Source organism: Halomonas sp. LMYGS-3 (genome assembly GCF_059509875.1).
Window position 1 is genome coordinate 54027 of sequence record NZ_JCAKFQ010000003.1, and the last position, 26259, is coordinate 80285.

Genomic DNA, 26259 nt, shown 5'->3' on the forward strand with positions numbered 1-26259 from the left:
CGATGAGAGGCACCCATCCATGCCCGTTGCCGGCAGGAGGCATAACCATGATTCAGTCGATGTTGTTGGCCGTGGACGGTTCACCGTCCGCCAAGGTGGCGACCCATTATGCCAGTGACCTGGCCCGTCGCCTGGAGGGGGGCATCCACGCCGTCTATGTGGTCGATTCCCGCGTGGTGGAGATCGGCTTCTATGGCGAGGACGTCCGCCCGGAGGTGGTTCAGGAGGCCATGAAACTGCGTCGGCTGACCGAGCAGCAGCTCGAGGAGCAAGGCGATGCGCTGCTGGCATCGGTCAAGGGCGAGATCGAAGCGGCGGGCCTCGAGTGTCGTGTCGACAGGCTCAGCGGCGTCCCGGCCGTGCGGCTGCTCGATGCGGCGGTCGATTGCGACCTGATCGTCATGGGGCGACGCGGCGAGTCCGCGGGGCTCGGCGACACCAAGGGACTGGGCGAAGTGGTCGAGAGGGTATTGCGCACGGCCGACCAGCCAGTGCTGCTCGTCGGAGACGAGCCGGAGGATATCGCGCGCATCCTGCTCGGTTTCGATGGCTCCAAGCCGGCCCGTGAGGCGATGGTCTATGCCGTCGAGCTGGCCCAGCGGCTCGCGTTGCCGGTGATGGCGGTGAGCGTGCATCACGATGACGGTATCGCCCATCGTCATCTGGAGACCGTGGCGCACTATGCGTCGAGCCACAAGGTCAGGGTCGACAGCGAGGTACGCAAGGGGGATCCGGCCGATGTGATCCTGGACATGGCACGGCCGGGCGACCTGATCACCATCGGCGCCTTCGGCGAGGGGCGCATTCGTGAGTGGCTGCTGGGCTCGACCACCGAGACGATCCTGCGTTCGGCGGCGCAGCCGGTATTGTTGCATCGTTGAATGCTGTGACCAGGAGCCTGTCGGACTTAACGCTGATCTGCTACGAAACCCGGGCTTTCGGCCAATTTCATTCGATCTGATTCGTTAAATAGCGCGCTATTCGCCTCATCAGATCGATAAACTTGTCTCGAAATCCGTGTTCCTCGCGACGATCGGTCAAATCCGACAGGCTCCTAGAAGCGCCGGGTGGCGCCGCGCACCGGCGTCACCCGCCCGTGGTCGATGATCGGCCCCGTGGGTTACCCCGCCGGGGTGCCCCCTTTCAGCGTGGCATCCTGGCGGGCTCGAACTCCCGCCGGATCCGCTCGGCGACCTGGATCAGCCGCGGGCCGAGATTCTCCACCAGCACCTCGTGCGTCAGCCTCAAGCCGGACCCCCCGCAGTTGATGGCCATGACCTCGGCCCCGCCCTCGAGGACCAGCGGCAGGGCCACGGCGCTGACCTCCTTCTGCCAGTCTCCCTCGGAGAGGCAGAAACCGTGGCGCTCGTACTCCGCCAGGCTCTTGTTGATACCGGCCTCGATGCGTGGCCAGTCATCGCGATGGGTTTCCTTCAACTCGCCCAATACCTGCCGGCGACGCTCGGCGGAGATGCCGCATAGCCAGGCACGGCCGATGGCCGAGGTCGCCATGGGCAGTCGCGAGCCGACCTCGAGGCGCATGATCAGCGGACCGCTGCCGTGGCAGGTCTCCAGGTACATCATCGAGGTGCGATCGGCGGTGCCCAGGCTGACGTTGCAGTCGGTGGCGTCGGCCAGCCGCTGCAGGTGAGGGCGGGCGATATCGCGAATGCCCATGTTGGCCAGGTAGCGATAGCCCAGGGCGAGCACGCCGGCCCCCAGGCGGTATTTCTCGAGATGCCGATCGTGTTGCAGATAACCCAGCAGTGTCAGGGTGTAGGTCAGCCGCGAGACCGTCGGGCGGGGGATGCCAGTCCGCCGGGAGAGTTCGGCATTGCCGAGATACTCCTCGCCGGCTCCGAAGGCACGCAACAGCTCCAGGCCACGGCCCAGGGCCGTGACGAAGTTGCGATCCTTGCCGGGGGAGCCAGCGTCATCATCGGTGACAGTTGGGTGCTTCATGCAGTATGTCCTGAGCCGAGTCACGAATTGCGGAATCTAGTATCGCATATCAGACGGTGTTTGCCTGCACGTTGCCCTGACGCTGTCGATCAGCAGATCGCGGTTGGCGTTGACGGTATCGGTGAGCCAGATGCAGTGCGACCGATGCCTGACGTTCATGTCGGCCAGGGGCCGGAAGACCACGTTCGAGAACATCGCTCCCGCCAGCGCCCTGGGCACCAGGGCCACGCCCATGCCATGGGCGATCAGGGCGACAATGGTCAGCCAGTGGGAGACCTCGTGCTTGATGGACGGCTCCTGGTCGGTGACATGAAACAGGCTGACGATGCGATCGTAGTAGTGGGGCGCCAGGTTGCGGTTGAACATCACCAGCGGCTCGTCGGCCAGGTCGCGAATACCCAGGGCCTCGCGCGAGGCCAGCGGATGGTACAGGGGCAGGCAGCAGAGGAACTCCTCGTCGGCGATGGTCAAGGTGGACAGGGTCGGGGGGAGCGGCATCGAGTGGATGAAGCCGATATCCAGCTGGCCGGCCTCGATGGCCTCGACCTGGTCGGCGGAATTGCGCTCCATCAGCTGGATCTCGATGCCAGGATGCGACGCCTGCAGGGCCTTGAGGGCTGCCGGCAACTGGCGAAAGAGCATCGCCGGCGTGAAGCCGACCCGCACCAGGCCCGAGGCGCTGGCGTCGATGCGCCGGACCAGGGCACGGGATTCATCCAGATGCTCCAGCAGGCGTCGCACCTGACGCTGGAAGGCGTCACCCGCCGTGGTCAGGGCGACATGCTTGCTGCTGCGCTCAAGCAGCTGCACGCCGAGCTCCTCCTCGAGCTGGCGCAGGCTGGCGCTCAGCGGCGGCTGTGAGATGTGCAGCCGATGGGCGGCGCGGCCGAAGTGCAGCTCCTCGGCGAGCACCAGGAAGTAGCGCAGCTGGCGAAAGGTCAGGGCCATAGGGTCTCCCTGTGACTCGAGTCGGGGGGGGGGCGATACGATAAATAGTATCAAAGGATCGGAAAGGGGTATTGGCAGGTGGGGGAAATTGGCTTCTAGGATGCGCAATAGCATATCGAGAGCCAGAAGGAGAACAATACCGTGTCCGAGCCCAACCACCGCAACATTCCCGACGCCTGGGGCCACAACGCCTACCGCAGCGACCCCGGCTTCTCGCGCCTGCTGGACCTCTACCTGCCGTCGGCACTGCGCGATCAGGTCGAGCCGCACTTCGTGCAGATGGGCGAACTGGCCGGCGGCGAACTGGAGACCCTGGCGCTGGAGGCCGACAAGAACCCGCCGACCCTGGAACTCCGCCACCGCAACGGCGCCGATGCCCAGCGCATCCACAAGCATCCCTCCTACCGTCGCCTCGAGTACTATGCCTACTCCCACTTCGGCCTGGCGGCGATGTCCCATCGGGCCGGGGTACTGGGCTGGCCGGAGCCGATGCCGCCCATCGTCAAGTACGGCCTGACCTATCTCTTCGTCCAGGCGGAATTCGGCCTCTGCTGCCCGCTGAGCATGACCGATGCGCTGACCCGTACCCTGCGCAAGTTCGGTGACCCGGCGCTGGTCGAGCGCTTCCTCGATCGTCTCACCTCCCAGGATCCCGAGGTCCAGTACCAGGGCGCCATGTTCATGACCGAGCAGGATGCCGGCTCCGACGTGGGTGCCATCACCACCGAGGCCCGCTACGAGGACGGCGTCTGGCGGCTGTATGGCGACAAGTGGTTCTGCTCCAACCCCGACGCCGGGCTGGCCATGGTGCTGGCGCGTCCCGAGGGCGGGGAGGCCGGCACCAAGGGCCTGACGCTCTTCCTGCTGCCGCGCCACCGGGAGGACGGCAGCCTCAACCACTACCGGATCCTGCGCCTCAAGGACAAGCTGGGCACCCGTTCCATGGCCAGCGGGGAGATCGTCATGGAAGGCGCCGAGGCCCATGTGGTCGGCGAGCCCGGCAAGGGCTTCAAGCACATGACCGACATGATCAACATGTCGCGGCTGTCCAACGGGGTGCGCTCCGCCGGCCTGATGCGCCGTTCGCTCAACGAGGCGTTGTTCATCGCCCGCCACCGCGAGGCCTTCGGCCGGCGACTGATCGAGATGCCGCTGATGCAGCGCCAGCTGATCAAGATGATGCTCCCCGCCGAGCAGGGCCGCAGCATGGTCTTCCATACCGCCGACTGCCTGCGCCGGGCCGACGCCGGCGACCCCGAGGCGGCCAAGCTGCTGCGCATCCTGACGCCCCTGATCAAGTTTCGCACCACCCGCGACGCCCGTCAGGTCGCCGGCGACGGCATGGAGGTGCGCGGCGGATGCGGCTACATCGAGGAGTGGTCGGATGCCCGGGTACTGCGGGATGCCCACCTGGGGTCGATATGGGAAGGCACCAGCAACATCGTGGCCCTGGACGTGTTCCGTGCCATTCGCCGCGAGCGGACCCTGCCGGTGCTGCGGGACTACCTGCAGCGGTTGCTGGAGGAGGCGGCGCTGACCGAGCGGGAGCGCGCGGTCTTCACGACCCTGTTGGCGAAGGGCGTGGCCACCGCCGAGCGGGTGGCCGACTCGCCGGACAACGAGGCCGAGGTGCGGCGCATCGCCAGCAGCCTCTATCACCTGGTGTCGGCGGTCTTCCTCGCCTGGGAGGCCAGTCAGCTCGGCGACGACTGGCGCCGCCTGGCCCTGGCGCACCTGGTGGTACGCCACAAGCTGCTGCCCGCCGACCCCCTGGCGGTGAGCGAGGCGCCCGCCCCCGCGCTGCTCGCCGCGCTTCTCGAGGAGACTCCGCTGTCCCGCGAGCAGGCGGCCGGCCTGAGGCCGTCTGCGTCTGCGGTGGGAGGCGACCATGAGTGAACAGGGTGGCGCACTGCAGGGGATCCGGGTCGTCGACCTCAGCCGGGTGCTGGGCGGGCCCTACTGCACCCAGGTGCTGGGCGACCACGGCGCCGACGTGATCAAGGTCGAGCCACCCGGCGGCGACGAGACCCGCGGCTGGGGGCCCCCCTTCGCCGGGGACGCGGCCTCCTACTTCCATGGCCTCAACCGCAGCAAGCGCGGCATGGCGCTGGACCTGCGCCAGGCGGCGGGCAAGGAGGTGCTGCTGCGCCTGCTCGAGGAGGCGGACGTGCTGGTGGAGAACTTCAAGCCGGGGACCCTTGAGAAGTGGGGGCTGGGCTACGACATCCTCGAGGCCCGCTTCCCGCGGCTGATCCATTGTCGGATCAGCGGCTTCGGCGCCGACGGCCCCCTGGGCGGCCTGCCGGGCTACGATGCGGTGATCCAGGCCATGGCCGGGCTAATGAGCGTCAACGGCGAGGCGGACGGCGATCCGCTGCGGGTCGGCCTGCCCATCGTCGACATCGTCACCGGGCTGAACGCGGTGATCGGCATCACCCTGGCGCTCCAGGAGCGCCAGCGCAGCGGGCGGGGGCAGTTCGTCGAGGCGGCGCTGTTCGATTCCGGCCTGTCGCTGATGCACCCGCATTTCCCCAACGTCTTCTATGGGGGGCCGGCACCGCGGCGCACCGGCAATGCCCATCCCAACATCGCGCCCTACGAGGTCTACCACACCGCCACCCAGCCGCTCTTCCTGTCGGTGGGCAACAACGGCCAGTTCACCAGGCTGTGCGAGGAACTGGGCTGCCCCGAGCTGCTCGCAGATCCCCGCTTCGCCGACAACGGGGCGCGCCTGGGGCACCGCGAGGCCCTGCGCGAGGCGCTGGAGGCGACCATGGCCGACCAGCCGGGCGACGCTCTGGCCGAGCGGCTGATCCGGGCGGGCGTGCCCTGCGGCCCGGTGCTGGAGACCTCGGAGGTGCTGGCCCATCCGCACACCGCGCACCGCGAGATGATCGTGAGCATCGGCGAGTACCGGGGTACCGGTTCGCCGGTCAAGCTGGGACGCACGCCCTGCACCTATCGGCGCTCGCCCCCGCGCTTCGCCGAGCATACCGAGGAGATCGCCGGCGAGCTCGGCCTCTCCGCGGCGGAATTGGCCGGTCTGCGCGAGAGCGGCGTGCTACCCGAACCCCATGCCTGACGGCCGGTCCGGCCGGAAGGCAAACCATCACCAACAATGACCCCGCGAGAGGAATACAACATGAACTACAAGACACTCCCGGCAAGCATCGCCCTGGCCTCCCTGATCGCCCTGGGCGGCAACGCCCAGGCCGAGGGCCTGCCCGACACCATGACCTGGACCGCCTACGACGTGGGCTCCCAGGGCCACTCCGAGGCCTCTGCCATTGCCGATGCCTTCGGCAAGGAGTTTGGCACCCGGGTGCGCATCCAGCCCGCCGGCTCGGCCATCGGCCGCCTGCAGCCGCTGCTGGCTGGACGTGCCGACTACGCCTACCTGGCCACCGAATCCTTCTTCGCCTCGGAAGGCATCCACGACTTCGCCGAGCGGCGCTGGGGGCCCCAGGACCTGCGCGCCGTGGCCGGACGCCCCTCCACCTTCGGGGTGCCCACGGCGGCTGATGCCGACATCCACACCCTGGAAGACCTGCGTGACAAGCGGGTCGCCTATGTGGCCGGCAACCCCTCGGTGAACGTCAAGTGCGACGCCATCCTCGCCTTTGGTGGTCTCACCCGAGAAGACGTCGAGGCGGTGATGTTCCCCACCCATGGAGCCGCCATGAGCTCCCTGGTCCAGAACCAGGCGGATGCCGCCTGTACCACCACCACCGCCAGTCAGCTCTATGAGCTGGAAGAGTCCTCCCGCGGCATCCGCTGGGTCGATATCCCGGCGGACGACGAACAGGGCTGGCAGCGTATGAATCGGGTGGCGCCAGTGTTCCAGCCTTTCCAGGAGACCATCGGTGCGGGGCTCTCGGAAGCGTCGCCGGCGAACATGCTGGCCTATCGCTACCCGATCATCGTGGCCCTGGGCAACAAGAGCGATGACGAGGTGTATGCGTTCATCAAGGCTCTGGACGAGACCTACGACCTCTACAAGGATGCCACCTCGGCGATCCATCGTTGGACCATCACCGATGCCGGAGCGCCGCCCATCGACATTCCCTTCCATCCCGGCGCGGTGCGCTACCTGGAGGAGCAGGGTATCTGGAACGAGGAGATGCAGGCCTGGAACGATGCTCGCCTGGCCAGGCTGGAGGCCTTGAGCGAGGCCTGGTCGCAGGCCCGGGTGGAGGGCGATGACCTGGACGACGAAGCCTTTGCCGCACTGTGGAACGAGCACCGCCAGCAGGCACTGACGGAACTGCAGTGATGCCATGGCCGGGCGCCTGCCGCCCGGCCCTTCCTCTTCAAGGGTCATGACCATGAGCGATATCAGTAACCTGCGGTTGCGCGGCTTGTCTCGGGGGGTGGTGATGGCCCTGGGCCTCACCGGCCTGCTGATGGCCATCAACCAGACCTTCGCCCTGAAGCTGTTCGGTTTCTACCCGATCGGCAATGCATTCCTCTACTATCTGATCGGCATCTTCCTCGCCGCGGCGCTGCTCTGCTTTCCCGCCCGGGCCGCCGATGCCCGTCGCCTGCCCTGGTACGACTGGGGGCTCGCCACAACCGCCCTGGGCTGCGCCATCTACCTGGGTGTCAACGGCCTGCGCATGACCCAGGAGGGCTGGGAGTTCTTCGCCCCGATCGAGGCCACCCTCGTCGCCTCACTGACGCTGTTGCTGGTGCTGGAAGGGGTCAGGCGCTGCGGCGGCTGGGCGATCTTCGCTGTGGCCCTGGTGTTCGGTCTCTATCCCCTCTACGCCGGCCATATGCCGGGGTTCCTGTGGAGCAACCCCTTCGCCCTGGACGAGACGATCCGTGCCCATGTGATGGGCGCCGAGAGCATCATCGGCGTGCCCATGCAGGTGGTGGCCAACCTGATCATCGGTTTCGTGGTGTTCGGCATCGCCCTGACCGTCACCGGCGGCGGCGAGTTCTTCATGAACTTCGCCACCGCCCTGATGGGCCGGAGTCGCGGCGGCCCGGCCAAGGTGGCGGTGATCTCGAGTGCCTTCATGGGCAGCCTCTCGGGCAGTGCGGTCTCCAATATCCTGACGACCGGCACGATCACCATTCCGGCCATGAAGCGTAGCGGCTACTCCTCCGAGTATGCCGCCGCCGTGGAGGCCTGCTCCTCCACCGGGGGCACCCTGATGCCGCCGGTGATGGGCGCGGTGGCCTTCATCATGGCCTCCTTCCTGGGGGTGAGCTATGCCGAGGTGATGATGGCGGCACTGCTGCCGGCCATTCTCTTCTATCTGGCGCTGTTGCTGCAGGTCGATCACTATGCGGCCCGTCAGGGGCTCAAGGGAATGCGGCCCGCGGAAATCCCCCGGGTACTGGAGACCCTGAAGTCCGGCTGGCCCTACCTGCTGAGCCTGGCGGTGCTGATCTACATGCTGCTGGTGATGCGCCTGGAGAGCCATGCTCCCTATTACGCCACCCTGGTGCTGCTGGTGATCTCGCTGTTCCGACGCCAGCAGCGCCTGAGTGTCCGCAAGGGGCTCGACTTCATCTACCGGCTCGCCCACAACATCGGCAATCTGGTGGCGATCCTGGCGGGCATCGGCCTGGTGGTGGGTGGCCTCTCCTATACCGGGGTCGCCGGTTCCTTCTCCCGGGAACTGCTGCTCTATGCCGGTGGCAGCATTCCGCTGATGCTGGCTGCGGGCGCGGTGACCAGCTTCGTGCTGGGCATGGGCATGACGGTGAGTGCCTGCTATATCTTCCTGTCGATCCTGCTGGCGCCTGCGCTGGTGGCGGCGGGGCTCGACCCCCTGGGCAGCCACCTGTTCATCCTCTACTGGGGCATGCTCTCCTACATCACCCCGCCGGTGGCCCTGGCAGCGATCACCGCCGCGGGCGTGGCGGGGGCCAGCAATACCCGCACCAGCCTGCATGCCGTGCGCCTGGGCGGGGTGCTCTTCGTGCTGCCGTTCCTGTTCGTGCTCAACCCGGCGCTGATCCTGCAGGGACCCCTGGATCGCATACTGCTGTCGTCGCTCACCGCCATCACCGCCATCTGGCTGGTGGCCTCGGCCATGGAGGGCTACCTGTATCGGGTCGGCTGTATCAAGCCTGTGACTCGCCTGGTCTTGCTGGTGCCGGCGGCACTGCTGATCTACCCCGAGTGGCGCAGTGACGCGGTCGGGCTGACGCTGCTGGGGCTCTGCTACCTGGCCCATCGCGGTGCCTGGCGCCGGCCGACCGCGGCCCGCCCCCGCGACCGGCTCGAGGGCCAGGTCGAAGGTCGCTGATGGCGCCCCCGGGAGCGGAAAGTGCAGGCCGGAAAGAAGCCGCCGCCCCGAGAGGGGCGGCGGCTTCATTCGGTGTTCCTGGTGTCGAGACGCCCGGCCGGCTCGTCGTCGGGATCAGTCGTCCAGCCGCTCGAGGATGGCGGCGATGCCCTGGCCCACGCCGATGCACATGGTCACCAGGGCGTATCGGCCGCCGCTGGCCTCGAGCTGGCGCAGGGCGGTGAGCGCCAGGCGAGCCCCGGAGGCGCCCAGGGGATGGCCGATGGCGATGGCGCCGCCGTTGGCATTCAGGCGCGAGTCGTCGGCGGACAGCCCGAGCTGGTGGATGCAGCCCAGCACCTGGACGGCAAAGGCCTCGTTGATCTCGATCACATCCATCTGGTCGAGCGTCAGCCCGGCCCGCGCCAGCACCTTCTGCGAGGCGGGTACCGGTCCCAGGCCCATGACCCGCGGCGCCACGCCGGCCACCGCGCCGGCCAGGATCCGTGCCCGCGGCCGGACCCCGGCCCGCTCGCCGGCGGCGTGGCTGCCGACGACCAGGGCGGCGGCGCCGTCGTTGAGGCCCGAGGCGTTGCCGGCGGTGACCACGCCGTCCTCGAACAGCGGGTTGAGCTTGGCCAGCTTGGTGGCGTCGGTGCCGGGCCGCGGGTGCTCGTCCCTGTCGACCAGCAGCGGGGGCTGCTTGCGCCCCTGGGGCACCTCGATGCCGAGGATCTCGTCAGCGTAGAAGCCGCGGGCCAGGGCATCGTCGTAGCGGGCCTGGGAGCGGGCCGCGAAGGCGTCGCTCTGGTCGCGGCCCAGGCCCAGGTCGTGGGCCACGTTGTCGGCCGTTTCCGGCATGCTGTGGCTGCCGAACGCCTTGGCGATCCAGGGGTTGGGGAAGCGCGAGCCGATCACGGTGTCATACAGCGGCTGGTTGCGGGCGAAGGCGGCGTCGGCCTTGCCCAGCACATAGGGCGCCCGCGACATCGACTCCACCCCGCCGGCGAGGAACAGCTCGCCCTCGCCGAGGCGGGTAGCGCGGGCGGCGTCGATCACCGCGGCCAGGCCGCTGCCGCACAGGCGATTGACGGTCTGTCCGGCGACCTCGACGGGCAGGCCGGCCAGCAGGGCGCCGTGGCGGGCCACGTTGCGCGAATCCTCGCCGGCCTGGTTGGTGCAGCCGGCCAGCACCTCCTCGTAGGCGCCGGGGGCGAAGCCGTTGCGCTCGACCAGGGCCGCGAGCACATGGCCCAGCAGGTCATCGGGTCGCACACCGGCGAGGCTGCCACCATGGCGGCCGAAGGGGGTACGAATGCCGTCGTAGATATAGGCGTCTTGCATGGGGCGCTCCTGTCAGGTCGGTTCGGTGGTGGCCAGCGGCAGGCCCAGGGCGGCGCGGCGGCGCAGCCAGGGGCTGGGGCGATAGCGAGGATCGCGGGTGGCGGCGAAGAGGTTGTCGAGGATCGTGAGGATGCGTTGGCTCCCGTAGTGATCGCCCATGGCCAGCGGGCCACGGGGATAGCCCAGCCCCAGCTCCACGGCGCGGTCGAGGGTGGTGGGTTCGGCCACGCCCTGCTGGGCGATCTCGGCGCCGACGTTGACGATGCAGGCGACCACGCGCTGGAGCACGAAGCCGTTGCTGTCGTGGAGCGGGCTCACCGGCGTGCCGTCATGGCCGAGCAGGGCCCAGGCAGCATCCCGGAAGCGGGGCTCGGTGGCCGGGGTGGTCATCAGGCAACGGCGCCTGTCGAGGCCGGCCAGCGTGTCGACGGCCACGCAGCGGCGGGCCTCGAGACCCTGCCGCAGGGCGGCCTGGGTGGCGTCCTCGCCCAGCGGGGTGAGCAGGCACAACGACTCGGCAGCGGGCCGCTCGCCACGGTCCAGCGGCCAGTCGGCGGCGGCGACGAGTGCCGAGAGCGCCTGGACGGCCTCGGGGTCTTCGGGGCTGATCCACACCGGCAGGGGGGCGGATGCCGGCGGCGCCGGTTCCTCCGTCACCAGCGCCTTGCCCTCCTCGTAGCGATAGAAGCCCTCGCCGCTCTTGCGGCCCAGCAGGCCGGCGGCGAGGCGCGACCGGGTCAGGGGCGACGGCCGGAAACGCGCCTCTTCGTAGTATTGGTGATAGATCGACTCCATCACCGCGTGGGAGACATCGAGACCGGTCAGATCCAGCAGGGTGAAGGGGCCCATGCGAAACCCGCCCTGGTCGACCAGGATGCGGTCGATGGTGGCGTGATCGGTGACGCTCTCGCCGAGAATCCTCAGGGCCTCGGTGCCGAAGGCGCGCCCGGCATGGTTGACCAGGAAGCCCGGGGTATCGGTGGCGCGCGCGGTGAAATGGCCCATGGCCTGTCCCAGCGCCTCGATGCGCGCGACGACGTCGGGCGAGGTCCGCAGGCCGGGAATCACCTCGACGATCTTCATCAGCGGGACGGGGTTGAAGAAGTGGAAGCCGATCACCCGCTGCGGCACCCGGCAGGCGGAGGCGATCGCCGTCACCGACAGCGACGAAGTGTTGGTGGCGAGCACGGCGTCGTCGCCCAGGATCGCTTCCAGGCGAGCGAAGAGGTCCTGCTTGGCCTCGAGGTTCTCGACGATGGCCTCCACCACGACGTCACAGCCCGCCAGGTCGGCCAGATCGGCGGCCTCGTGCAGTCGGCCCCGGTAGCGCGCCGGGGCGTCCTCGCTCAGGCGCCCCTTCGCCACCCCGCGTGACCAGACGCCGGCGATGAAGTCACGGGCCTCATCCACCGCACCCGTGCGGGCATCGTGGAGGATGACCTCGAGGCCGGCCTGGGCGGCCAGCTGGGCGATGCCACGGCCCATGGCGCCGGTGCCGACGAGGCCGAGGCGACGGAAAGGCGTGGCCGGCGTGGGCTCCGGGGGGGCGTCGGTCGACATGGCAAGGGTCTCCTCATGTTCGGGTATCGGGACAGTAGGCGTTTGTATTTCGCAAAGCAAAACACGATTTCGTTTATTGACTGCCATCCTAGGCTATGCAAAAGTGCCTGGCAATAGATGCGAACGTCAATTCCATGATGCAGAACCGCTGCGCCTGACGTTGCCGACTCCCTGAGACCCACCTGCCACTTCACCCGTGAGGACACGCCATGATTCGCGATCCGGAACTCCTGAATCAGCTTCTCGATACCCTTTCACGTTTCGTGAGTGAACGCCTGATTCCCAACGAGGCACGCCTGGCCGAGGAGGACGCCGTGTCGCCCGAGCTGCGCCAGGAAATGCAGGAGATGGGCCTGTTCGGCCTGTCGATACCGGAAGCGTATGGCGGCCTCGGGCTGACCATGGAGGAGGAGGCGCTGGTGGCGATGACGATCGGCAAGACCTCGCCGGCGTTTCGCTCGATCTTCGGCACCAACAACGGCATCGGTGCCCAGGGTATCCTCATCGACGGCACCCCGGAGCAGAAGGCCCGCTACGTGCCACGCCTGGCGACCGGCGAGCTCCTCAGCGCCTTCTGCCTGACCGAGCCCGATGCCGGCTCCGACGCCGCCAGCCTGCGCACCACCGCCGTGCGCGACGGCGATCACTATGTGCTCAACGGCACCAAGCGCTTCATCACCAACGGCCCCGAGGCGGACCTGTTCACCGTGATGGCGCGCACCGACCCGGCCGACAAGGGCGCCGGGGGGATCTCGGCCTTCATCGTCGAAGGCGACACCCCGGGGCTCCAGCGCGGCCCGGCCGACAGGAAGATGGGCCAGAAGGGCGCCCATACCTGCGACATCATCTTCGACGACTGTCGGGTGCCGGCGGAGAACATCATCGGCGGCCTGGAGGGGCAGGGCTTCAAGACCGCCATGAAGGTGCTCGACCGGGGCCGCCTGCATATCTCCGCGGTCTGTGTCGGCGTCGCCGAGCGGCTGGTGGAGGAGTCGCTGAGCTACGCCATGGAGCGCCGGCAGTTCGGCGTGCCGCTGTCCAGCCACCAGCTGATCCAGGCGATGCTCGCCGACAGCAAGACCGAAGCCTACGCCGGGCGAACCATGGTGCTCGATGCGGCGCGCCGCAAGGACGCCGGCGAGGATGTCTCGACCCTGGCGTCGTGCGCCAAGCTGTTCTGCGCCGAGATGGTCGGCCGGGTGGCCGACCGGGCGGTGCAGATCCATGGTGGCTCGGGCTATATGGCGGAGTACGCCGTCGAGCGCTTCTACCGCGACGTGCGGCTGTTCCGCATCTACGAGGGTACCACCCAGATCCAGCAACTGGTGATCGCCCGCAACATGGTACGGGAGGCGTCCTGATGGTCCTGTCCGTGACACGCCGGGCACCCGACGAGCGCATCTTCGGACGCCTGGCAAGCGACTTGGTGGCGGAGCTGCCCGAGCGCCTGAGTACCCGGGTGCTCGACAATGCCCGGCGCATTCCCGACCAGGCGGCACTGGTCGATGGCGAGGTGCGCTGGAGCTATGCCGAGCTGGGCCGCGAGATCCGCGAGGCCCGGGCGTGGCTGGCTTCGCTGGGCATTCGCCCGGGTGATCGCCTGATGACCGTCGGCGAGAACAGCCGTGCCCTGGTCGTGTTGCTGCTGGCGGCCAGCGAGCTCGATGCCTGGGTGGCTATCGTCAACTCGCGCCTGTCGGCCAGGGAGGTCGACCTGATCCGCGACGACTGCCAGCCGCGGCGCATCTTCTATACCAGCGAGGCATCGCCCGATGCCGAGGCCCACGGCCACCGTCACGGCGCCGAACGCCTGGTGCATCCCGGCCTGGGGACGCTGCGGGTGGGGGCGCTGGCCGCCAGCGAGCCGGAACCGGTCGAGGCCAGTGGCGCCGAGCAGGTCGCGGCGATGATCTACACCTCAGGCACCACCGGCACGCCCAAGGGCGTGATGCTGACCCACCGCGGCATTCTCTACATCGCCTCGATCTCCGGTGGCATGCGTCACCTCGGCGAGGGGCAGCGCGTCTACGGCGTGTTGCCGATGTCCCACGTCTTCGGTCTCTCCTCGGTGTGCCTGGGGTCCCTCTACAACGGCGCCTGCCTCTACACGGTGCCGCGTTTCGAGGCCTCGGCGATGCTCGAGGCCCTGGCCGAGGAGCGGATCACCGTGCTGCAGGGGGTGCCGGCGATGTACGCGCGCACCCTGGAATTCCTGCGCCGGCAGGGCCGGAAGCTCGAGGCCCCGGCGCTGATCTACATCTCCGCGGGGGGGGCGCCCCTGGACGGGGATACCAAGCGGCGGGTGGAGGCGGTCTTCGGCCTGACCCTGCACAACGGCTACGGCCTGACCGAGGCCAGCCCGACCATCAGCCAGACCCGCATCAACGACCGCCATGCCAGCAATACCGTGGGCCGCGTGCTGCCGCTGCTGGAGTATCGCCTCGAGCCGCTGGAGGCGAGCGGCGATGCCGCCGACGACGGTGACGAGGTGGGCGAGCTCTGGGTACGCGGCCCCAACGTGATGAAGGGCTACTTCCGCCAGCCCGAGGCCACGCGGGCCTGTCTCAGCGGCGACGGCTGGCTCAACACCGGCGATATCGCGCGCTTCGACGAGGACGACCAGCTCTACATCGTGGGGCGCAGCAAGGAGCTGATCATCCGCTCCGGGTTCAATATCTACCCGCCCGACGTGGAGGCGGTGATCAACGAGCACCCCGACGTGACGCTGTCGGCCGTGGTGGGGCGTCAGGTGGCGGGCAACGAGGAGGTCGTGGCCTTCGTGCAGCGCGAGCCGGGCGCGGACCTCGATGAGGCAGCGCTCGGGGCATTCATTGCCGAGCGGCTGGCGCCCTACAAGCGGCCCACCCGGATCGTGCTGATGGATAGCCTGCCCGCCACGGCCAGCGGCAAGATCCTCAAGGGCCGGCTGCGTGACATGGCGCAAGGGCAGGACCCGTCATGAGTGATGCCTTGCCGTTGTCATGGCGGATGGTGGGTTTCCAGGACTTTCTGGGAATTCGCGTCGTCGACTGGGAGCCGGATCGGGTGACGCTCGAGCTGGTGGTGGAGGCACATCACCTCAACCGTAGCGGGATCGTGCATGGCGGCGTCCTCAGCACCCTGCTGGATGTGGCCATGAGCTTTTCGGGCTTGCATTGCGAGGCTTCGGATCGGCTGCGCAAGGCGATGACGCTGTCGCTGACCACCACCTTCGTGGGGCCGGCGCGCCAGGGAGTGCTCCACGCCACCGGAGCGCTGCGCGGCGGAGGTCGCAGGACCTTCATGGCCAGCGGCGAAGTGGTCGATGGCGATGGCCGGCTGGTGGCCCTGGGGGAGGGCTCGTTTCGCCGCCGCGGCGGCAGCGAGTCGCCGGAGGGCGTGGCCGAGTGACTGCCGACCGGCTGCGGGCATCGCTGCTGCTGGTCGTGACGCTGGCCACCCTGACGGCCCTGGTGGGGGGCAGTGTACTGGCGCAGTGTGTCGGGATCGGGGCGCTCGGTGGTTACCTGATGTCCCTGCGGGGGCGGTTGTCGGGCATGGCGCGCGGGCTGCTCTGGGTCGCCGCCGGCCTGACGCTGGTCGCCGCCTGGTACGCGGAGGCGCCGGGCCGGCTGCTGTTCGAAGCGGCGGGGCGTTTCGCCTTCTTCGCCACCTTCGTGGTGGCGCTGGGCCTGTTGCGGCTGCCCGCCTACCGCTCGCGACTGGTGCGCCGCTGCGGGCATAGCATGCTGCTGCAGCCGCCGGGTCGGCGCTATCCGATGCTGTCGCTGGGCGCGGCGCTGTTCGGCATCATTCTCAATATCGGCGTGCTCAACCTCTTCGCCGCGATGATCGAGAAGAGCAACACCCTCCGCGCCGCCCAGGGGCGTGCCTGGGTGCAGCGGGCGCGCCGCCGACGGATGATGCTGGCCCTGTTGCGGGGCTTTTCCCTGGCACCGCTGATCTCGCCCATGGGCATCGGCGTGGCCGTGGTGCTCTCCAGCATGCCCGAGGTGGCGTGGCGCGAGCTGGCGCCCTATGTGCTGGGCGCGGCGGTGCTGATCTTCCTGGCCGGCTGGCTGGTCGACCGGCTCACCGGCCCCCACCCTGCGGCAGCCGGCTCCGGCCATGACGCGCCTTCCCTGTTGCCGCTGGCCCGGTTCGCCCTGCTGCTGGCCGGCATCGTGACGCTGGTGTTCTGCCTCGCCGGGTGGCTCGAGGTGCGCCTGCCGATCGCCGCTCTGCTGGGGGCGCCGCTGGGCGCCTTCGGATGGCTGGCCTGGCAGCGGCGTCGTCTCGGCGGCCTGGGGCTGGTTGCCGCGGGGCGCAGCCTGCACCGCCAGTTGCCCTGGCTGCTGGCGCCGACCCGCAACGAGATCGTGGTGCTGGGGGCGGCGGGCTACCTGGGCCACCTCTGCGTGGGCCTGGTGGACACGGCGAGCCTGGCCGCAGGGTTGACCTTCCTCGATACCCTGGGGGGCTGGAATGCGGTGCTGGCCATGCTGCTGGTCCTGGTGCTGGCGCAGGTCGGCATCAATCCCATCGTCACCGTCACCCTGCTGGCCGGGATCCTGCCGGCCCTGGCCATCGAGGGGCTGGCGCCACCGTTGATCGGCGCCTCGCTGATGGTCGGCTGGGCGCTGGCGCTGATGTCCTCGCCGATGACGGCCTCCATGCTGATCCTGTCACGCTTCACCGGCGTGCCCTCGACCCGGATCGGCTATCGCTGGAACGGTGCCTTTCTGTGCACGGCCATCCCGCTGCTGGCCGGCTGGTTCCTGCTGGCACGCTTCGGTAGCTGAGGCGTCGGGCTTGACGCCGGTGGCAGGGCTTCGTATCGTCTATGGATTATAGTGAAATCAAATTTCGACAAGCGAAATAATAGGGAGCAAACCATGGGAGAACAGCCATGAAGATCCTCGTCGCGGTGAAACGCGTCATCGACTACAACGTCAAGATCCGCGTCAAGCCGGACCACTCCGACGTCGACCTCACCAACGTCAAGATGGCCATGAACCCCTTCTGCGAGATCGCCGTGGAAGAGGCGGTGCGCCTGAAGGAAAGGGGGGTGGCCACCGAGGTGGTTGCCGTGACCGTCGGTCCCAAGGCCGCCCAGGAGCAGTTGCGCACCGCCCTGGCGCTGGGCGCCGATCGCGCCGTGCATGTCGAGACCGACGAACGCGTCGAGTCCCTGGCCGCCGCCAAGCTGCTGGCCAAGGTGGTGGAGGCCGAGCAACCGGGGCTGGTCATCCTCGGCAAGCAGGCCATCGACACCGACAACAACCAGACCGGCCAGATGCTCGCCGCCCTGACCGGCCTGCCCCAGGGCACCTTCGCCTCCGAGGTGGTCATCGAGAACGACAAGGCGCGGGTGACCCGCGAGATCGACGGCGGCCTGCAGACCGTGGAGCTGACCCTGCCCGCCATCGTCACCACCGACCTGCGCCTCAACGAGCCGCGCTACGCCAAGCTGCCCGACATCATGAAGGCCAAGAAGAAGCCGCTCGACGTCAAGACCCCGGCCGAGCTGGGTGTCGAGGTGGCCGCGAAGGTCACGCTGCTCAAGGTCGCGCCGCCCCCCGAGCGCCAGGGCGGCATCAAGGTGGGCTCGGTGGACGAGCTCGTCGACAAACTGAAGAACGAAGCCAAAGTGCTTTGAAAGGAGCTGATTTCATGAGCATCCTGGTCCTCGCCGAACATCACGACGGCGCCCTGGCCGGCGCCACCGCCCAGGTGGTCGCGGCGGCGCAGCTGATCCAGAAGGACAGCGGCGGCGAGATCGATATCCTGGTGGCCGGCGAAGGCCTCGGCGCCATCGCCGAGGCCGCCGCGAAACTCGATGGTGTGAGCCGCGTGCGCGTCGCCGACCACGCCGTCTACGCCCACCAGCTGGCCGAACCGCTGAGCGCGCTGCTCGCTGAGCTCGCCGACGACTACGGCCACGTGCTCGCGGCGGCCTCCACCACCGGCAAGAACGTGCTGCCGCGCCTCGCCGCCCTGAAGGACGTGTCGCAGCTCTCCGAGATCATCGCCGTGGAGAGCGCCGACACCTTCCAGCGCCCGATCTACGCCGGCAACGCCATCGCCACGGTGCAGAGCGTCGATCCGCTCAAGGTGATCACCGTGCGCACCACCGGCTTCGATGCGGTGGCGGCCGAAGGGGGCAATGCCGCTGTCGAGGCGGTCGACTTCGTGGCCGAGAACACCCAGTCGACCTTCGTCGAGGAAGCGCTCGCCCAGAGCGACCGGCCCGAGCTGGGGGCCGCCAAGGTGGTGATCTCCGGCGGCCGCGGCATGGGCAGCGGCGAGAACTTCCAACTGCTCGAGGGCATCGCCGACAAGCTGGGCGCGGCCATCGGCGCCTCGCGTGCCGCGGTGGACGCCGGCTTCGTGCCCAACGACATGCAGGTCGGCCAGACCGGCAAGATCGTCGCGCCCGAGCTCTACATTGCCGTGGGTATCTCGGGGGCGATCCAGCACCTGGCGGGGATGAAGGACTCCAAGGTGATCGTGGCGATCAACAAGGACGAGGAGGCGCCGATCTTCCAGGTCGCGGACTATGGATTGGTGGCGGATCTGTTCGAGGCGCTGCCGGAACTCGAGAGCAAGCTGTAACGAAGATCGCGATCTTCCCGACGTAAGAAACAGAAACCGGCCCTCGCGGGGGCCGGTTTCTCGATGCCGACACCATGGGCCGTCAGGCAGCGGTCTCGAGGTGGTCGCTGACATGCTCCAGGTGGTGGTCGCTGTCGCCGAGGTAGTGGTCGAACATCACCAGGTGCTTGGCGTAGTGGGAGACATGGCACTCTTCGGTCATGCCCATGCCGCCATGCAACTGGATGGCCTGTTCGGCGACGAAGCGGGCGGCCTCGCCGCAGTAGGCCTTGGCCGCGGCGAGGCGATAGTCGCGTTCGGCGGCGGGGCGATCGAGGCTGGTGGCGGCGAGAATCGCCATGGAGCGGGCCTGCTCGAGGTGCAGGTGCATGTCGACCATGCGGTGCTGCAGGCTCTGGAACGCCGACAGGGGGGTGCCGAACTGCCGGCGCTCCTTGAGGTAGGCGAGGGTCTGCTCGCAGGCGACCTCCATGGCGCCGACCGCCTCGGCACACAGCGCCGCGCGGCCGAGTGCCAGGGTGGCATCGAGGGCCTGGACGGCGTCCAGGCCGAGACAGGCGTCGTCGCGCAACGTCACGGCGTCCAGGGTCAGGTCGCTGGCCGACTGATCGTCGATGGTGCGGTAGTCGCGACGCGACAGGCCGGCGGCGTCGGCGGGGACCACGAACAGCCCCAGGCGCCCGTCGTCGAGGCGGGCGGTGACGAGCAGGGCGAGGGCCGAGGCGGCATTGAGCACCAGTTGCTTGTCGCCATCGAGGCGCCAGTCATCCCCCACCCGACGCGCGGTGGTGGCGATGCCATGGACATCGTAGCGGGCGTCGCTCTCCTGCCAGGCCAACGCCAGCTGATGTTCGCCTTCCAGCAGGGGGGCCAGCCAGCGCTCCCGCTGGCCGGTATCGCCGAGCCGGGCCAGCAGGTCGCCGGGCAGCACCAGGCCGGACAGGTAGGCCTCGGGCACCAGGCCGCGTCCCAGCGCCTGCATGATGAGCATCAGGTCGGTGCCGTCACCACCGAGGCCGCCGACCTCCTCGGCGAAGGGCATGTGCAGCAGGCCCAGTTCGGCGAAGGTCTGCCACAGCGCCGAACGTTCATTGGCCGGTGCCTCGAGCATGAGACGGCGCTGATCGGGGGCGACCCGGTCGGCAATCAGGCGGTCGAGGGTGTCGGCGAGCATGCGCTGCTCGTCGGTCAGGGAAAAGTCCATGGGCGGTTCCTTACATGCCGAGTATTGTCTTGGCGACGATGCTCTTCTGGATCTCGTTGGCACCGCCATAGATCGAGAGCTTGCGGCGGTTGAAGTACTGGGCGGCGCCCGAGGCACTCTCGGCCAGGGCCGGATCGTCGAGCTCGCCGTCGCCGTGGAGGAAGTCAGGGAAGAAGGGCAGCGCGGCCGGCCCCAGGGCGCGGCGGGTCAGGTCACTGAGCTCCTGGCGCAGCTCCGAGCCGCGCACCTTGAGCAGCGAGCTCTCCGCCCCCGGTACGCCACCATCCCGGGCCGCGGCGATGACCCGCAGGTTGGTGACCTCCAGGGCCATCAGCTCGAGCTCGGCCTTCACCACCCGCTGACGGAAGCTCGCCAGCTCGAGCAGCGGGCGGCCGCGGTGCTGCATCCGGGTGGCCAGCGACTTGAGATGGCGCAGCGCCTGCTTGGCGTGGCCGAGCCCGGCGATACCGGTGCGTTCGTGGGTCAGCAGGAACTTGGCGCAGGTCCAGCCCTGGCCCTCCTCGCCGATGCGGTTGGCCACCGGCACGCGGACCTCGTCGAGGAAGACCTCGTTGACCTCGTGGGCGCCATCCAGGGTGATGATCGGGCGCACCGTGATGCCCGGACTCGCCATGTCGATCAGCAGGAAGCTGATGCCGGCCTGCTTCCTGGCGTCGGGGTCGGTACGCACCAGGCAGAACATCATGTTGGCGTGCTGGCCCAGGGTGGTCCAGGTCTTCTGCCCGATGACGACGTAGTGGTCACCGTCGCGCACCGCGCGGGTCTGGAGGCTGGCCAGGTCGGAACCGGCACCGGGTTCTGAGTAGCCCTGGCACCACCAGTCGCGGTTGGCGAGGATGCGCGGCAGGTAGTGGCGCTGCTGCGCCTCGCTACCGAATTTCATGACCACCGGAGCGACCATGTTGACGCCGAACGGCACCACGGTCGGGGCGTGGGCGGCGGCGCACTCCTCGTCGAAGATGTGCCGTTGCACGGGGCCCCAGCCTGGGCCGCCATGCTCCTTGGGCCAGTTGGCGGCCAGCCAGCCACGCTCGCCGAGAATCGTCTGCCAGCGTACGTGGTCGTCGGCGGAGATCCGCCGGCCGAGGCGCACGCGTTCGCGGATGTCGTCGGGGAGAGACGTGGCGAGAAAGTCCCGTACCTCCTGGCGGAACGCCTGCTCCTCGGCACTGTAGGTCAGGTTCATGGGGACGTCTCCGGGGTGGCGGATGCATCGAGAGTGGCCTGGCGGTGGGGACCGCCCAGGTGTCGCGGGTAGCCCAGGACCTCGACGGCCAGCAGGTCGATATCGCTGGTGCGGTAGCAGAACCCCTGCTCGGCGAGGACCAGGCTGGCCGCTTCCATGGCAGCGCACCGGTCGTCGGGCGAGGCGTTCGCCGCCCGGTACAACGCGGCGAGCAGGCTGTCGCGGCGGCTCACCACGACGCCCTGTCGCAGTGCCTTGAGAGCAGTGGCCGCGGCCTGCTGCTGCTCGGCGCTGGCGCGAGTGGCGACCAGCTCCGCCAGCGCGCCCTGCGGCGGCGTGACCAGGACCAGGTCGGCGTCCAGGTCGTCCGGCCGGCCGTCGGCATCGGCCGGCCGCAGGGCGATACGCAGGCAAGCCGCCGGGCAAGCGGGAGCCGCGTCGCCGGGGGCGATCAGGCAGGCCTGTGTCGACGCGTCCGGCCGGTCGGTGAGCGCGATGCCGGTGCGTCCGGCGTGGCCCTCGAGGCGCTCGAAGAGCGGATGCTCGCCGAGCAGGGCGATGCGGGTCAGCGCCGGAGGCTCGCCGGCCTCGGGTACCCGGTGCGGGGCGCGGGCGGCGAAGAAGGCGTGGATCAGGCCGGCCCGCTGGGGGGAGTCCATGCAGGCGAGGAACAGCTCGCGCTCGCGGCGCAGCCCCTCGGCCAGGCTGCTTTCGGTGCTGGCCGCGACGGCCTCGATGCAGCGGAATGGCGAGAACAGGTCGGGCTCCTCGGCCTCGAGCCGGGCCCGATGGCGGGCGATGGCCCCGGCGTCGGTGGCGGGCGCGGGCAGCTCGCCGGTCCGGCGGGCGGTGCGCCGGCCCGCCAGGAGGGCGCGGGCGGCGCCGAGGCCGGCCTCGAGCGGGGCATCGGTCGCGTCGATGGCATCGAGGATGCCCAGCGTCAATGCCTCGTCGGCGGGCACGAAACGCCCGCTGGTGATCAGTTCCAGGGCGCTGTCCACACCGACCAGGCGGGGCAGCCGCTGGGTCCCGCCGGCACCGGGCAGCAGGCCGAGCTTGACCTCGGGCAGGCCGACCCGGGTCCCCGGGAGGGCCACACGGTAGTGGCAGCCCAGTGCCACCTCGAGGCCGCCGCCCAGGGCGGTGCCATGCAGTACTGCCACCAGAGGCTTGGTGCTGGCCTCGAGGCATGCGATGACCTCCGGCAGTAGCGGTGGCCGGGGAGGCTGGCCGAACTCGCGGATATCGGCGCCGGCGATGAAGGTACGGCCGTCGGCCATCAGCACCAGGGCACGTGCGCCGTCATCGGCCAGGCCCTGGTCGAGCGCTTCGAGAAGGCCGCTGCGCACGGCATGGCCGAGGGCGTTGACGGGGGGATTGTCGATGCGGATCACGCCGATGTCGTCATGGCGCTGGTAGTGAACACAGGCTGGCATGCAATGGGCTCCAGGTGATGGTCATGGTGTGGGGCGGGGCCGCTTCACAGGCCCGGCTGGGGCGAGCCGTTGCGAGGGTGGCGTCGACTCCAGCGGGCCAGCAGCACGGCGGGCACCAGGGCGGCCAGCGAGATGCCGAGCAGCTCGAACTGACCGAGCGGCACCATGCCGCCCCCGGGCAGGGCCAGGGTCAGCCCCGAGATCAGCACCAGCCCACGAATCGCTGTTTCCTGGATCGCGCCCTGGCCCAGTCGCCCGACCCCGATCAGGTAGCCCTGCATGGCCGAGGCGAACAGCACGATGCCGATCAGTGCCTGGACGAACACCAGCAGGATCTGCAGCGGCTCGCCCTGCATGATCAGCGCCGGATTGAGCACGAACAGGAAGGGAATGAAGTAGATCACGCTGCCCAGTCGCATGGCCTGCAGGCCGGTCGCCATCGGCCGCGCCCCGGCGACGGTGGCGGCGGCGAAGGCACCCAGCGCCACCGGCGGGGTGATGAAGCTGAGCATGCCCCAGTAGAGGATGAACATGTGCACCGCCATGGGATCGAGGCCGCCGCCCTGGATCAGGGCCGGCGCCAGGGCCACCGCCAGGAAGATGTAGGCGGCGGTCACGGTCATGCCGATGCCCAGCACGAAGCTGGTCAGGGCGCCCATGATCAGCAGCAGCGGCACGCTGCCCCCCGCCAGGTGGATGAAGTCGTTGGCGATGGTGCCGGAGAGACCGGTCATCGACAGGGCGCCGACGAGCATGCCGACCCCGGCGAGGATGGCGACCAGCTCGGCGAACAGCTTGGCCGCCCCCGACAGGGCGTCGCCGAGGTCCCGCCAGTTCCAGCGGTTGTGCTTCGAGAGCTGGTTGAGCACCAGCAGCAGGGCGGTGGCGTAGAAGGGTGCGACGGCCTCGCGCTGCATCACCAGCAGCATCCATACCAGCAAGGCGAAGACGAAGATGAAGTACCAGCCCTCCTTGAGGGTGGCCCACAGCGAGGGCAGCTCGGCCTCCGGGAGCCCCTCGATGTGGTGGCGCGCGGCATAGGCGTCGATCTGGATGAACAGACCCAGGAAGTAGAGGACGGACGGGATCACCGCGGCCAGGGCCACGGCGGCGTAGGGCACGTCGAGGAACATGGCCATGACGAAGGCCGTGGCACCCATCACCGGTGGCATCAGTACCCCGCCGGTGGAGGCACAGGCCTCGACCCCGCCGGCGAAGGAGCGGCTCATGCCGATGCGCCGCATGGCGGGAATCGACAGCACGCCGGTGGTCAGCACGTTGCTGATCACGCTGCCGCTCATCGAGCCCATCAGGCCGCTGGAAAAGATCGACACCTTGGCCGGGCCGCCCCGCACATGGCCGAGCAGGGCGAAGGCCAGGTTGATGAAGAACTTGCCGCCGCCGCTCTTCTGCAGCACCACCCCGAACACCAGAAAGCCGATCACCAGGCCGGCGAAGGCCTGCAGCGGCACCCCCATGATGCTCTCGGTGCTCATGGTGTGGTACATGGCCGTCTCCTCGAGGGAGGAGGGGAAGGCCTGGATCGGCCCCGGCATGACATCGGCGACCAGGGGATAGAGCGAGAAGGCGGTGACGATCACGGCGATGGGCCAGCCGCCGGCGCGACGCGCGGCCTCGATGATCAGCAGCCAGTAGGCGTAGCTGGCCCAGATGGCGGTGTCCGGGGCGGCAAAGGCCCAGCCGCGCTCGAGGATGGACTCGGCGTGGAAGACGAAATAGCCGCCGACGACCAGGGTCACGGCACTGAGCAGGTAGTCGTACCAGGGAATGGGCCAGGGCAAGGGCCCGTGCTGTGCGCCGGCCCGGAGCGGCCAGAGCAGGTAGACCAGGGGCAGCAGCAGCGCCACCACCGCATAGTAGAACCGGGTCTCGAGGCCCGTGACGAAGCGCAGCCAGCCGAGATTGAACAGGTAGTCCAGGGTCATCAGCATCAGCGCGATCGTGACGGCACCCGGAAGCCATCCCAGGCCGGGTGGGAGTCGGCGAATCTGGCTGATCTTCTCCCTGACCTGCGGCGGCGAGCCGCCTTGTGTGTTCGCTGTGGTCATGTCGGGGTCCAGGGCGTTGGAGCGGTACTGTCGGGAAGGACGAACCGGGGCGGCCATAGGAGCCTGTCGGACTTAACGCTGTTCTACTGCGAGATCCGGTCTTCCGGCCAATTTCATTCGATCTGATTCGTTAAATAGCTCGCTATTCGCCTCATCAGATCGATAAACTTGTCTCGAAATCCGGCTCTCTCGCGACGATCGGTCAAATCCGACGGGCTCCTAGCCGCCCCGGCGAGGGGTCACTCGAAGACGGGGTCGAAACCGGCGTCACGCAGGGCATCGGCCCGTGCGGTCATCCAGGCCTCGCGGAAGGCGGCCTCGTCGTCGGGGGCGCCGTCGAGGAAGGCGTTCCAGGCCTCGAGCAGCACGGCCTGGCGCTCGACCAGGGATTCCTGGTGCGCCTGCATCTCCTCGGTCCAGACGCCGATCTCCTCGTAGTAGTCCACCACGGCGTCGTGGAAGGGGATCACCCACTGCAGGTCCTGGTACTCGAGGGCGTAGCCCACCGCGCCCGGCGCCGCGTCCTTGTAGTCGTCGTAGTTGTCCTGCAGGGCCTTGATCAGTCCGTAGGCGACCTTGTCGTCGAGGTCCTGGTTGGCGACCACGATGGGATAGGGGTAGCTGGCGCTGGGCACCGGATTGTCGGCGCTGACGCCGCCGGCGCCGGAGGTGACTTCATGGGGGCGGAAGTAGGGAGCGATCGCCGTCATGCGCTCCCAGCCCTCGGCGTCGTCGGGATCGAGCACCGGCCAGCTGATGCCTCGCGGGCTGCTGGCGAGTTGCTGGGCGGGGGGCGTGACGGTGGTGGTGAAGGAGGCGTCGACGTTGCCGGCGATGATGCCGTCGAAGGAGCGGGCGTAGCCGGGGTAATCGACGCGCTCGACGTCGTCCCAGGTCAGGCCGCCGAAGGCCAGATAGGCCTCGGTGCCCTTGTTCAGGGCGTCGTCACCGCGGATATAGGCGACGCGCTTGCCCTTGAGGTCGGCCGGCGTCTTCACTTCCAGGTCGCCTGCCACCGCCAGCGAGAGGCCGAAGGAGGCCGTGGAGGTGGTGATCACCCGCAGTGGCTGGGGCCCCCAGTCGGGATGGGCGAACATCATCACGCCCTCGGCGCCGTAGTAGCTGGCGATGCCGCAGGCACAGAGGTCGACGCGCCCCTGCTTGAGCGGGGTCATGCGCGAGACATCGTTATCGCCGGGCAGGATGCGCACCGAGGTGTCGTAGTGGTTCTGCAGCATGCCGCCGATGGCCACGGCCTGGGCATAGCCGCTGGAGTTGGTGCCGTAGGCGGTCCAGGCCATGGTGCGCGGCAGTTCCACTTCCTCGCTGGCCTGGCCGACGGCGGCGGTGAGCAGCGAGAGCGGAAGCGTGGCAATGACGAGGTGTCGGGCGAGCTGACGCATGGGGGCGCTCCTGTGTCTTGGCTGGGGTTGTTGTTCTCGATATCTGGTGTTTTGCTATGCGGTATGTTGTTCCGAATACAGGTCGATACTAGGGAAGCGGAGCCGCGGGTGTCAACGCCTGTTCGGCGACTCACGGGAAGCGTGCCGTCTGCCAGGCGAAACGGGTGAATTAACCCGATGAATCTGAAGTGATTCCCGGGAGCGCCGGAGAGGCGAGCCGAGCGTCGTGCGAGGAGAACTGCGACCAAGGTCTAGTGCCGTGCCGCCGATGGGGCGGGCGGCAGGCGTCA

20 protein-coding genes are annotated in these 26259 nt (G+C 68.7%); 11 read left to right on the forward strand and 9 right to left on the reverse strand.

All coding sequences use genetic code 11. The annotated features are described in order from the left end of the window. Window positions 1-47: 47 nt before the first annotated feature. Window positions 48-881: a universal stress protein gene (locus AC5W54_RS03845; RefSeq protein ID WP_495960745.1), complete on the forward strand. Its 834-nt coding sequence runs from the start codon at window positions 48-50 to the stop codon at window positions 879-881. Between the two features lie 262 nt (window positions 882-1143). On the opposite strand, the gene AC5W54_RS03850 is transcribed toward AC5W54_RS03845, so the two are convergent. Further along, the gene (locus AC5W54_RS03850) at window positions 1144-1962 is read right to left on the reverse strand and encodes an IclR family transcriptional regulator (protein ID WP_495960746.1); all 819 of its coding nucleotides are present in this window, start codon (window positions 1960-1962) and stop codon (window positions 1144-1146) included. Window positions 1963-1998: 36 nt separating this feature from the next. After that, window positions 1999-2910, reverse strand: coding sequence for a LysR family transcriptional regulator (locus AC5W54_RS03855; protein ID WP_495960747.1), 912 nt, complete (start codon window positions 2908-2910; stop codon window positions 1999-2001). A gap of 141 nt (window positions 2911-3051) precedes the next feature. Between AC5W54_RS03855 and AC5W54_RS03860 the strand changes: the two genes are divergently transcribed. The 4 genes from AC5W54_RS03860 to AC5W54_RS03875 are packed head-to-tail and all read left to right on the forward strand — an operon-like array spanning window position 3052 to window position 9173. Continuing rightward, window positions 3052-4806: an acyl-CoA dehydrogenase family protein gene (locus AC5W54_RS03860; protein WP_495960748.1), complete on the forward strand. Its 1755-nt coding sequence runs from the start codon at window positions 3052-3054 to the stop codon at window positions 4804-4806. Next, entirely contained in the window at window positions 4799-5992 is a 1194-nt protein-coding gene (locus AC5W54_RS03865; RefSeq protein ID WP_495960749.1) for a CaiB/BaiF CoA transferase family protein, read from the forward strand. Before AC5W54_RS03860 ends, AC5W54_RS03865 begins: the two co-directional genes overlap by 8 nt. 60 nt (window positions 5993-6052) lie before the next feature. After that, window positions 6053-7183 (forward strand): TAXI family TRAP transporter solute-binding subunit, encoded by a 1131-nt coding sequence (locus AC5W54_RS03870; RefSeq protein WP_495960750.1) that lies wholly within the window; start codon window positions 6053-6055, stop codon window positions 7181-7183. A gap of 52 nt (window positions 7184-7235) precedes the next feature. Next, complete coding sequence (locus AC5W54_RS03875) at window positions 7236-9173, forward strand: TRAP transporter permease (protein ID WP_495960751.1); 1938 nt, start codon at window positions 7236-7238, stop codon at window positions 9171-9173. Between the two features lie 114 nt (window positions 9174-9287). On the opposite strand, the gene AC5W54_RS03880 is transcribed toward AC5W54_RS03875, so the two are convergent. Together AC5W54_RS03880 and AC5W54_RS03885 are read right to left on the reverse strand one after the other, a co-directional pair. Then, on the reverse strand, window positions 9288-10496 hold the full coding sequence (locus AC5W54_RS03880; RefSeq protein WP_495960752.1) for a 3-oxoadipyl-CoA thiolase: 1209 nt from the start codon (window positions 10494-10496) through the stop codon (window positions 9288-9290). A gap of 12 nt (window positions 10497-10508) precedes the next feature. Continuing rightward, complete coding sequence (locus AC5W54_RS03885; protein WP_495960753.1) at window positions 10509-12056, reverse strand: 3-hydroxyacyl-CoA dehydrogenase; 1548 nt, start codon at window positions 12054-12056, stop codon at window positions 10509-10511. A gap of 209 nt (window positions 12057-12265) precedes the next feature. On the opposite strand from AC5W54_RS03885, the gene AC5W54_RS03890 reads away from it, so the two are divergent. From AC5W54_RS03890 to AC5W54_RS03915, 6 genes are all read left to right on the forward strand, one after another. Next, entirely contained in the window at window positions 12266-13417 is a 1152-nt protein-coding gene (locus AC5W54_RS03890; RefSeq protein ID WP_495960754.1) for an acyl-CoA dehydrogenase family protein, read from the forward strand. After that, window positions 13417-15018 carry a class I adenylate-forming enzyme family protein gene (locus AC5W54_RS03895; protein ID WP_495960755.1) on the forward strand — a complete coding sequence of 534 codons (1602 nt, stop codon included), beginning with the start codon at window positions 13417-13419 and terminating at the stop codon, window positions 15016-15018. Before AC5W54_RS03890 ends, AC5W54_RS03895 begins: the two co-directional genes overlap by 1 nt. After that, window positions 15015-15446, forward strand: a complete 432-nt coding sequence (locus AC5W54_RS03900) for a PaaI family thioesterase (protein ID WP_495960756.1) — start codon at window positions 15015-15017, stop codon at window positions 15444-15446. The genes AC5W54_RS03895 and AC5W54_RS03900 overlap by 4 nt, the downstream gene beginning before the upstream one ends. Next, a complete protein-coding gene (locus AC5W54_RS03905; RefSeq protein WP_495960757.1) occupies window positions 15443-16837 on the forward strand; it encodes a hypothetical protein in 1395 nt (464 codons plus the stop codon). Before AC5W54_RS03900 ends, AC5W54_RS03905 begins: the two co-directional genes overlap by 4 nt. Window positions 16838-16944: 107 nt before the next feature. Next, the gene (locus AC5W54_RS03910; RefSeq protein ID WP_495960758.1) at window positions 16945-17694 is read left to right on the forward strand and encodes an electron transfer flavoprotein subunit beta/FixA family protein; all 750 of its coding nucleotides are present in this window, start codon (window positions 16945-16947) and stop codon (window positions 17692-17694) included. Between the two features lie 14 nt (window positions 17695-17708). After that, on the forward strand, window positions 17709-18650 hold the full coding sequence (locus AC5W54_RS03915; RefSeq protein WP_495960759.1) for an electron transfer flavoprotein subunit alpha/FixB family protein: 942 nt from the start codon (window positions 17709-17711) through the stop codon (window positions 18648-18650). A gap of 82 nt (window positions 18651-18732) precedes the next feature. On the opposite strand, the gene AC5W54_RS03920 is transcribed toward AC5W54_RS03915, so the two are convergent. The 5 genes from AC5W54_RS03920 to AC5W54_RS03940 form a co-directional block, all read right to left on the reverse strand. Continuing rightward, window positions 18733-19854: an acyl-CoA dehydrogenase family protein gene (locus tag AC5W54_RS03920; protein WP_495960760.1), complete on the reverse strand. Its 1122-nt coding sequence runs from the start codon at window positions 19852-19854 to the stop codon at window positions 18733-18735. A gap of 10 nt (window positions 19855-19864) precedes the next feature. Continuing rightward, complete coding sequence (locus tag AC5W54_RS03925; RefSeq protein ID WP_495960761.1) at window positions 19865-21061, reverse strand: acyl-CoA dehydrogenase family protein; 1197 nt, start codon at window positions 21059-21061, stop codon at window positions 19865-19867. Next, complete coding sequence (locus AC5W54_RS03930) at window positions 21058-22497, reverse strand: enoyl-CoA hydratase/isomerase family protein (RefSeq protein WP_495960762.1); 1440 nt, start codon at window positions 22495-22497, stop codon at window positions 21058-21060. Before AC5W54_RS03930 ends, AC5W54_RS03925 begins: the two co-directional genes overlap by 4 nt. Before the next feature lie 44 nt (window positions 22498-22541). After that, window positions 22542-24566, reverse strand: coding sequence for a TRAP transporter permease (locus AC5W54_RS03935; protein ID WP_495960763.1), 2025 nt, complete (start codon window positions 24564-24566; stop codon window positions 22542-22544). A gap of 239 nt (window positions 24567-24805) precedes the next feature. Next, a complete protein-coding gene (locus AC5W54_RS03940; RefSeq protein ID WP_495960764.1) occupies window positions 24806-25969 on the reverse strand; it encodes a TAXI family TRAP transporter solute-binding subunit in 1164 nt (387 codons plus the stop codon). Window positions 25970-26259: the final 290 nt, after the last annotated feature.

What these genes read in the sequence shown, in the direction of transcription:
- AC5W54_RS03845 (WP_495960745.1), top strand. Translation starts at nt 48, where the DNA reads ATGATTCAGTCGATGTTGTTGGCCGTGGACGGTTCACCGTCCGCCAAG.
- AC5W54_RS03850 (WP_495960746.1), bottom strand. Translation starts at nt 1,962, where the DNA reads ATGAAGCACCCAACTGTCACCGATGATGACGCTGGCTCCCCCGGCAAG.
- AC5W54_RS03855 (WP_495960747.1), bottom strand. Translation starts at nt 2,910, where the DNA reads ATGGCCCTGACCTTTCGCCAGCTGCGCTACTTCCTGGTGCTCGCCGAG.
- AC5W54_RS03865 (WP_495960749.1), top strand. Translation starts at nt 4,799, where the DNA reads ATGAGTGAACAGGGTGGCGCACTGCAGGGGATCCGGGTCGTCGACCTC.
- AC5W54_RS03870 (WP_495960750.1), top strand. Translation starts at nt 6,053, where the DNA reads ATGAACTACAAGACACTCCCGGCAAGCATCGCCCTGGCCTCCCTGATC.
- AC5W54_RS03875 (WP_495960751.1), top strand. Translation starts at nt 7,236, where the DNA reads ATGAGCGATATCAGTAACCTGCGGTTGCGCGGCTTGTCTCGGGGGGTG.
- AC5W54_RS03880 (WP_495960752.1), bottom strand. Translation starts at nt 10,496, where the DNA reads ATGCAAGACGCCTATATCTACGACGGCATTCGTACCCCCTTCGGCCGC.
- AC5W54_RS03885 (WP_495960753.1), bottom strand. Translation starts at nt 12,056, where the DNA reads ATGTCGACCGACGCCCCCCCGGAGCCCACGCCGGCCACGCCTTTCCGT.
- AC5W54_RS03890 (WP_495960754.1), top strand. Translation starts at nt 12,266, where the DNA reads ATGATTCGCGATCCGGAACTCCTGAATCAGCTTCTCGATACCCTTTCA.
- AC5W54_RS03895 (WP_495960755.1), top strand. Translation starts at nt 13,417, where the DNA reads ATGGTCCTGTCCGTGACACGCCGGGCACCCGACGAGCGCATCTTCGGA.
- AC5W54_RS03900 (WP_495960756.1), top strand. Translation starts at nt 15,015, where the DNA reads ATGAGTGATGCCTTGCCGTTGTCATGGCGGATGGTGGGTTTCCAGGAC.
- AC5W54_RS03910 (WP_495960758.1), top strand. Translation starts at nt 16,945, where the DNA reads ATGAAGATCCTCGTCGCGGTGAAACGCGTCATCGACTACAACGTCAAG.
- AC5W54_RS03915 (WP_495960759.1), top strand. Translation starts at nt 17,709, where the DNA reads ATGAGCATCCTGGTCCTCGCCGAACATCACGACGGCGCCCTGGCCGGC.
- AC5W54_RS03920 (WP_495960760.1), bottom strand. Translation starts at nt 19,854, where the DNA reads ATGGACTTTTCCCTGACCGACGAGCAGCGCATGCTCGCCGACACCCTC.
- AC5W54_RS03925 (WP_495960761.1), bottom strand. Translation starts at nt 21,061, where the DNA reads ATGAACCTGACCTACAGTGCCGAGGAGCAGGCGTTCCGCCAGGAGGTA.
- AC5W54_RS03930 (WP_495960762.1), bottom strand. Translation starts at nt 22,497, where the DNA reads ATGCCAGCCTGTGTTCACTACCAGCGCCATGACGACATCGGCGTGATC.
- AC5W54_RS03935 (WP_495960763.1), bottom strand. Translation starts at nt 24,566, where the DNA reads ATGACCACAGCGAACACACAAGGCGGCTCGCCGCCGCAGGTCAGGGAG.
- AC5W54_RS03940 (WP_495960764.1), bottom strand. Translation starts at nt 25,969, where the DNA reads ATGCGTCAGCTCGCCCGACACCTCGTCATTGCCACGCTTCCGCTCTCG.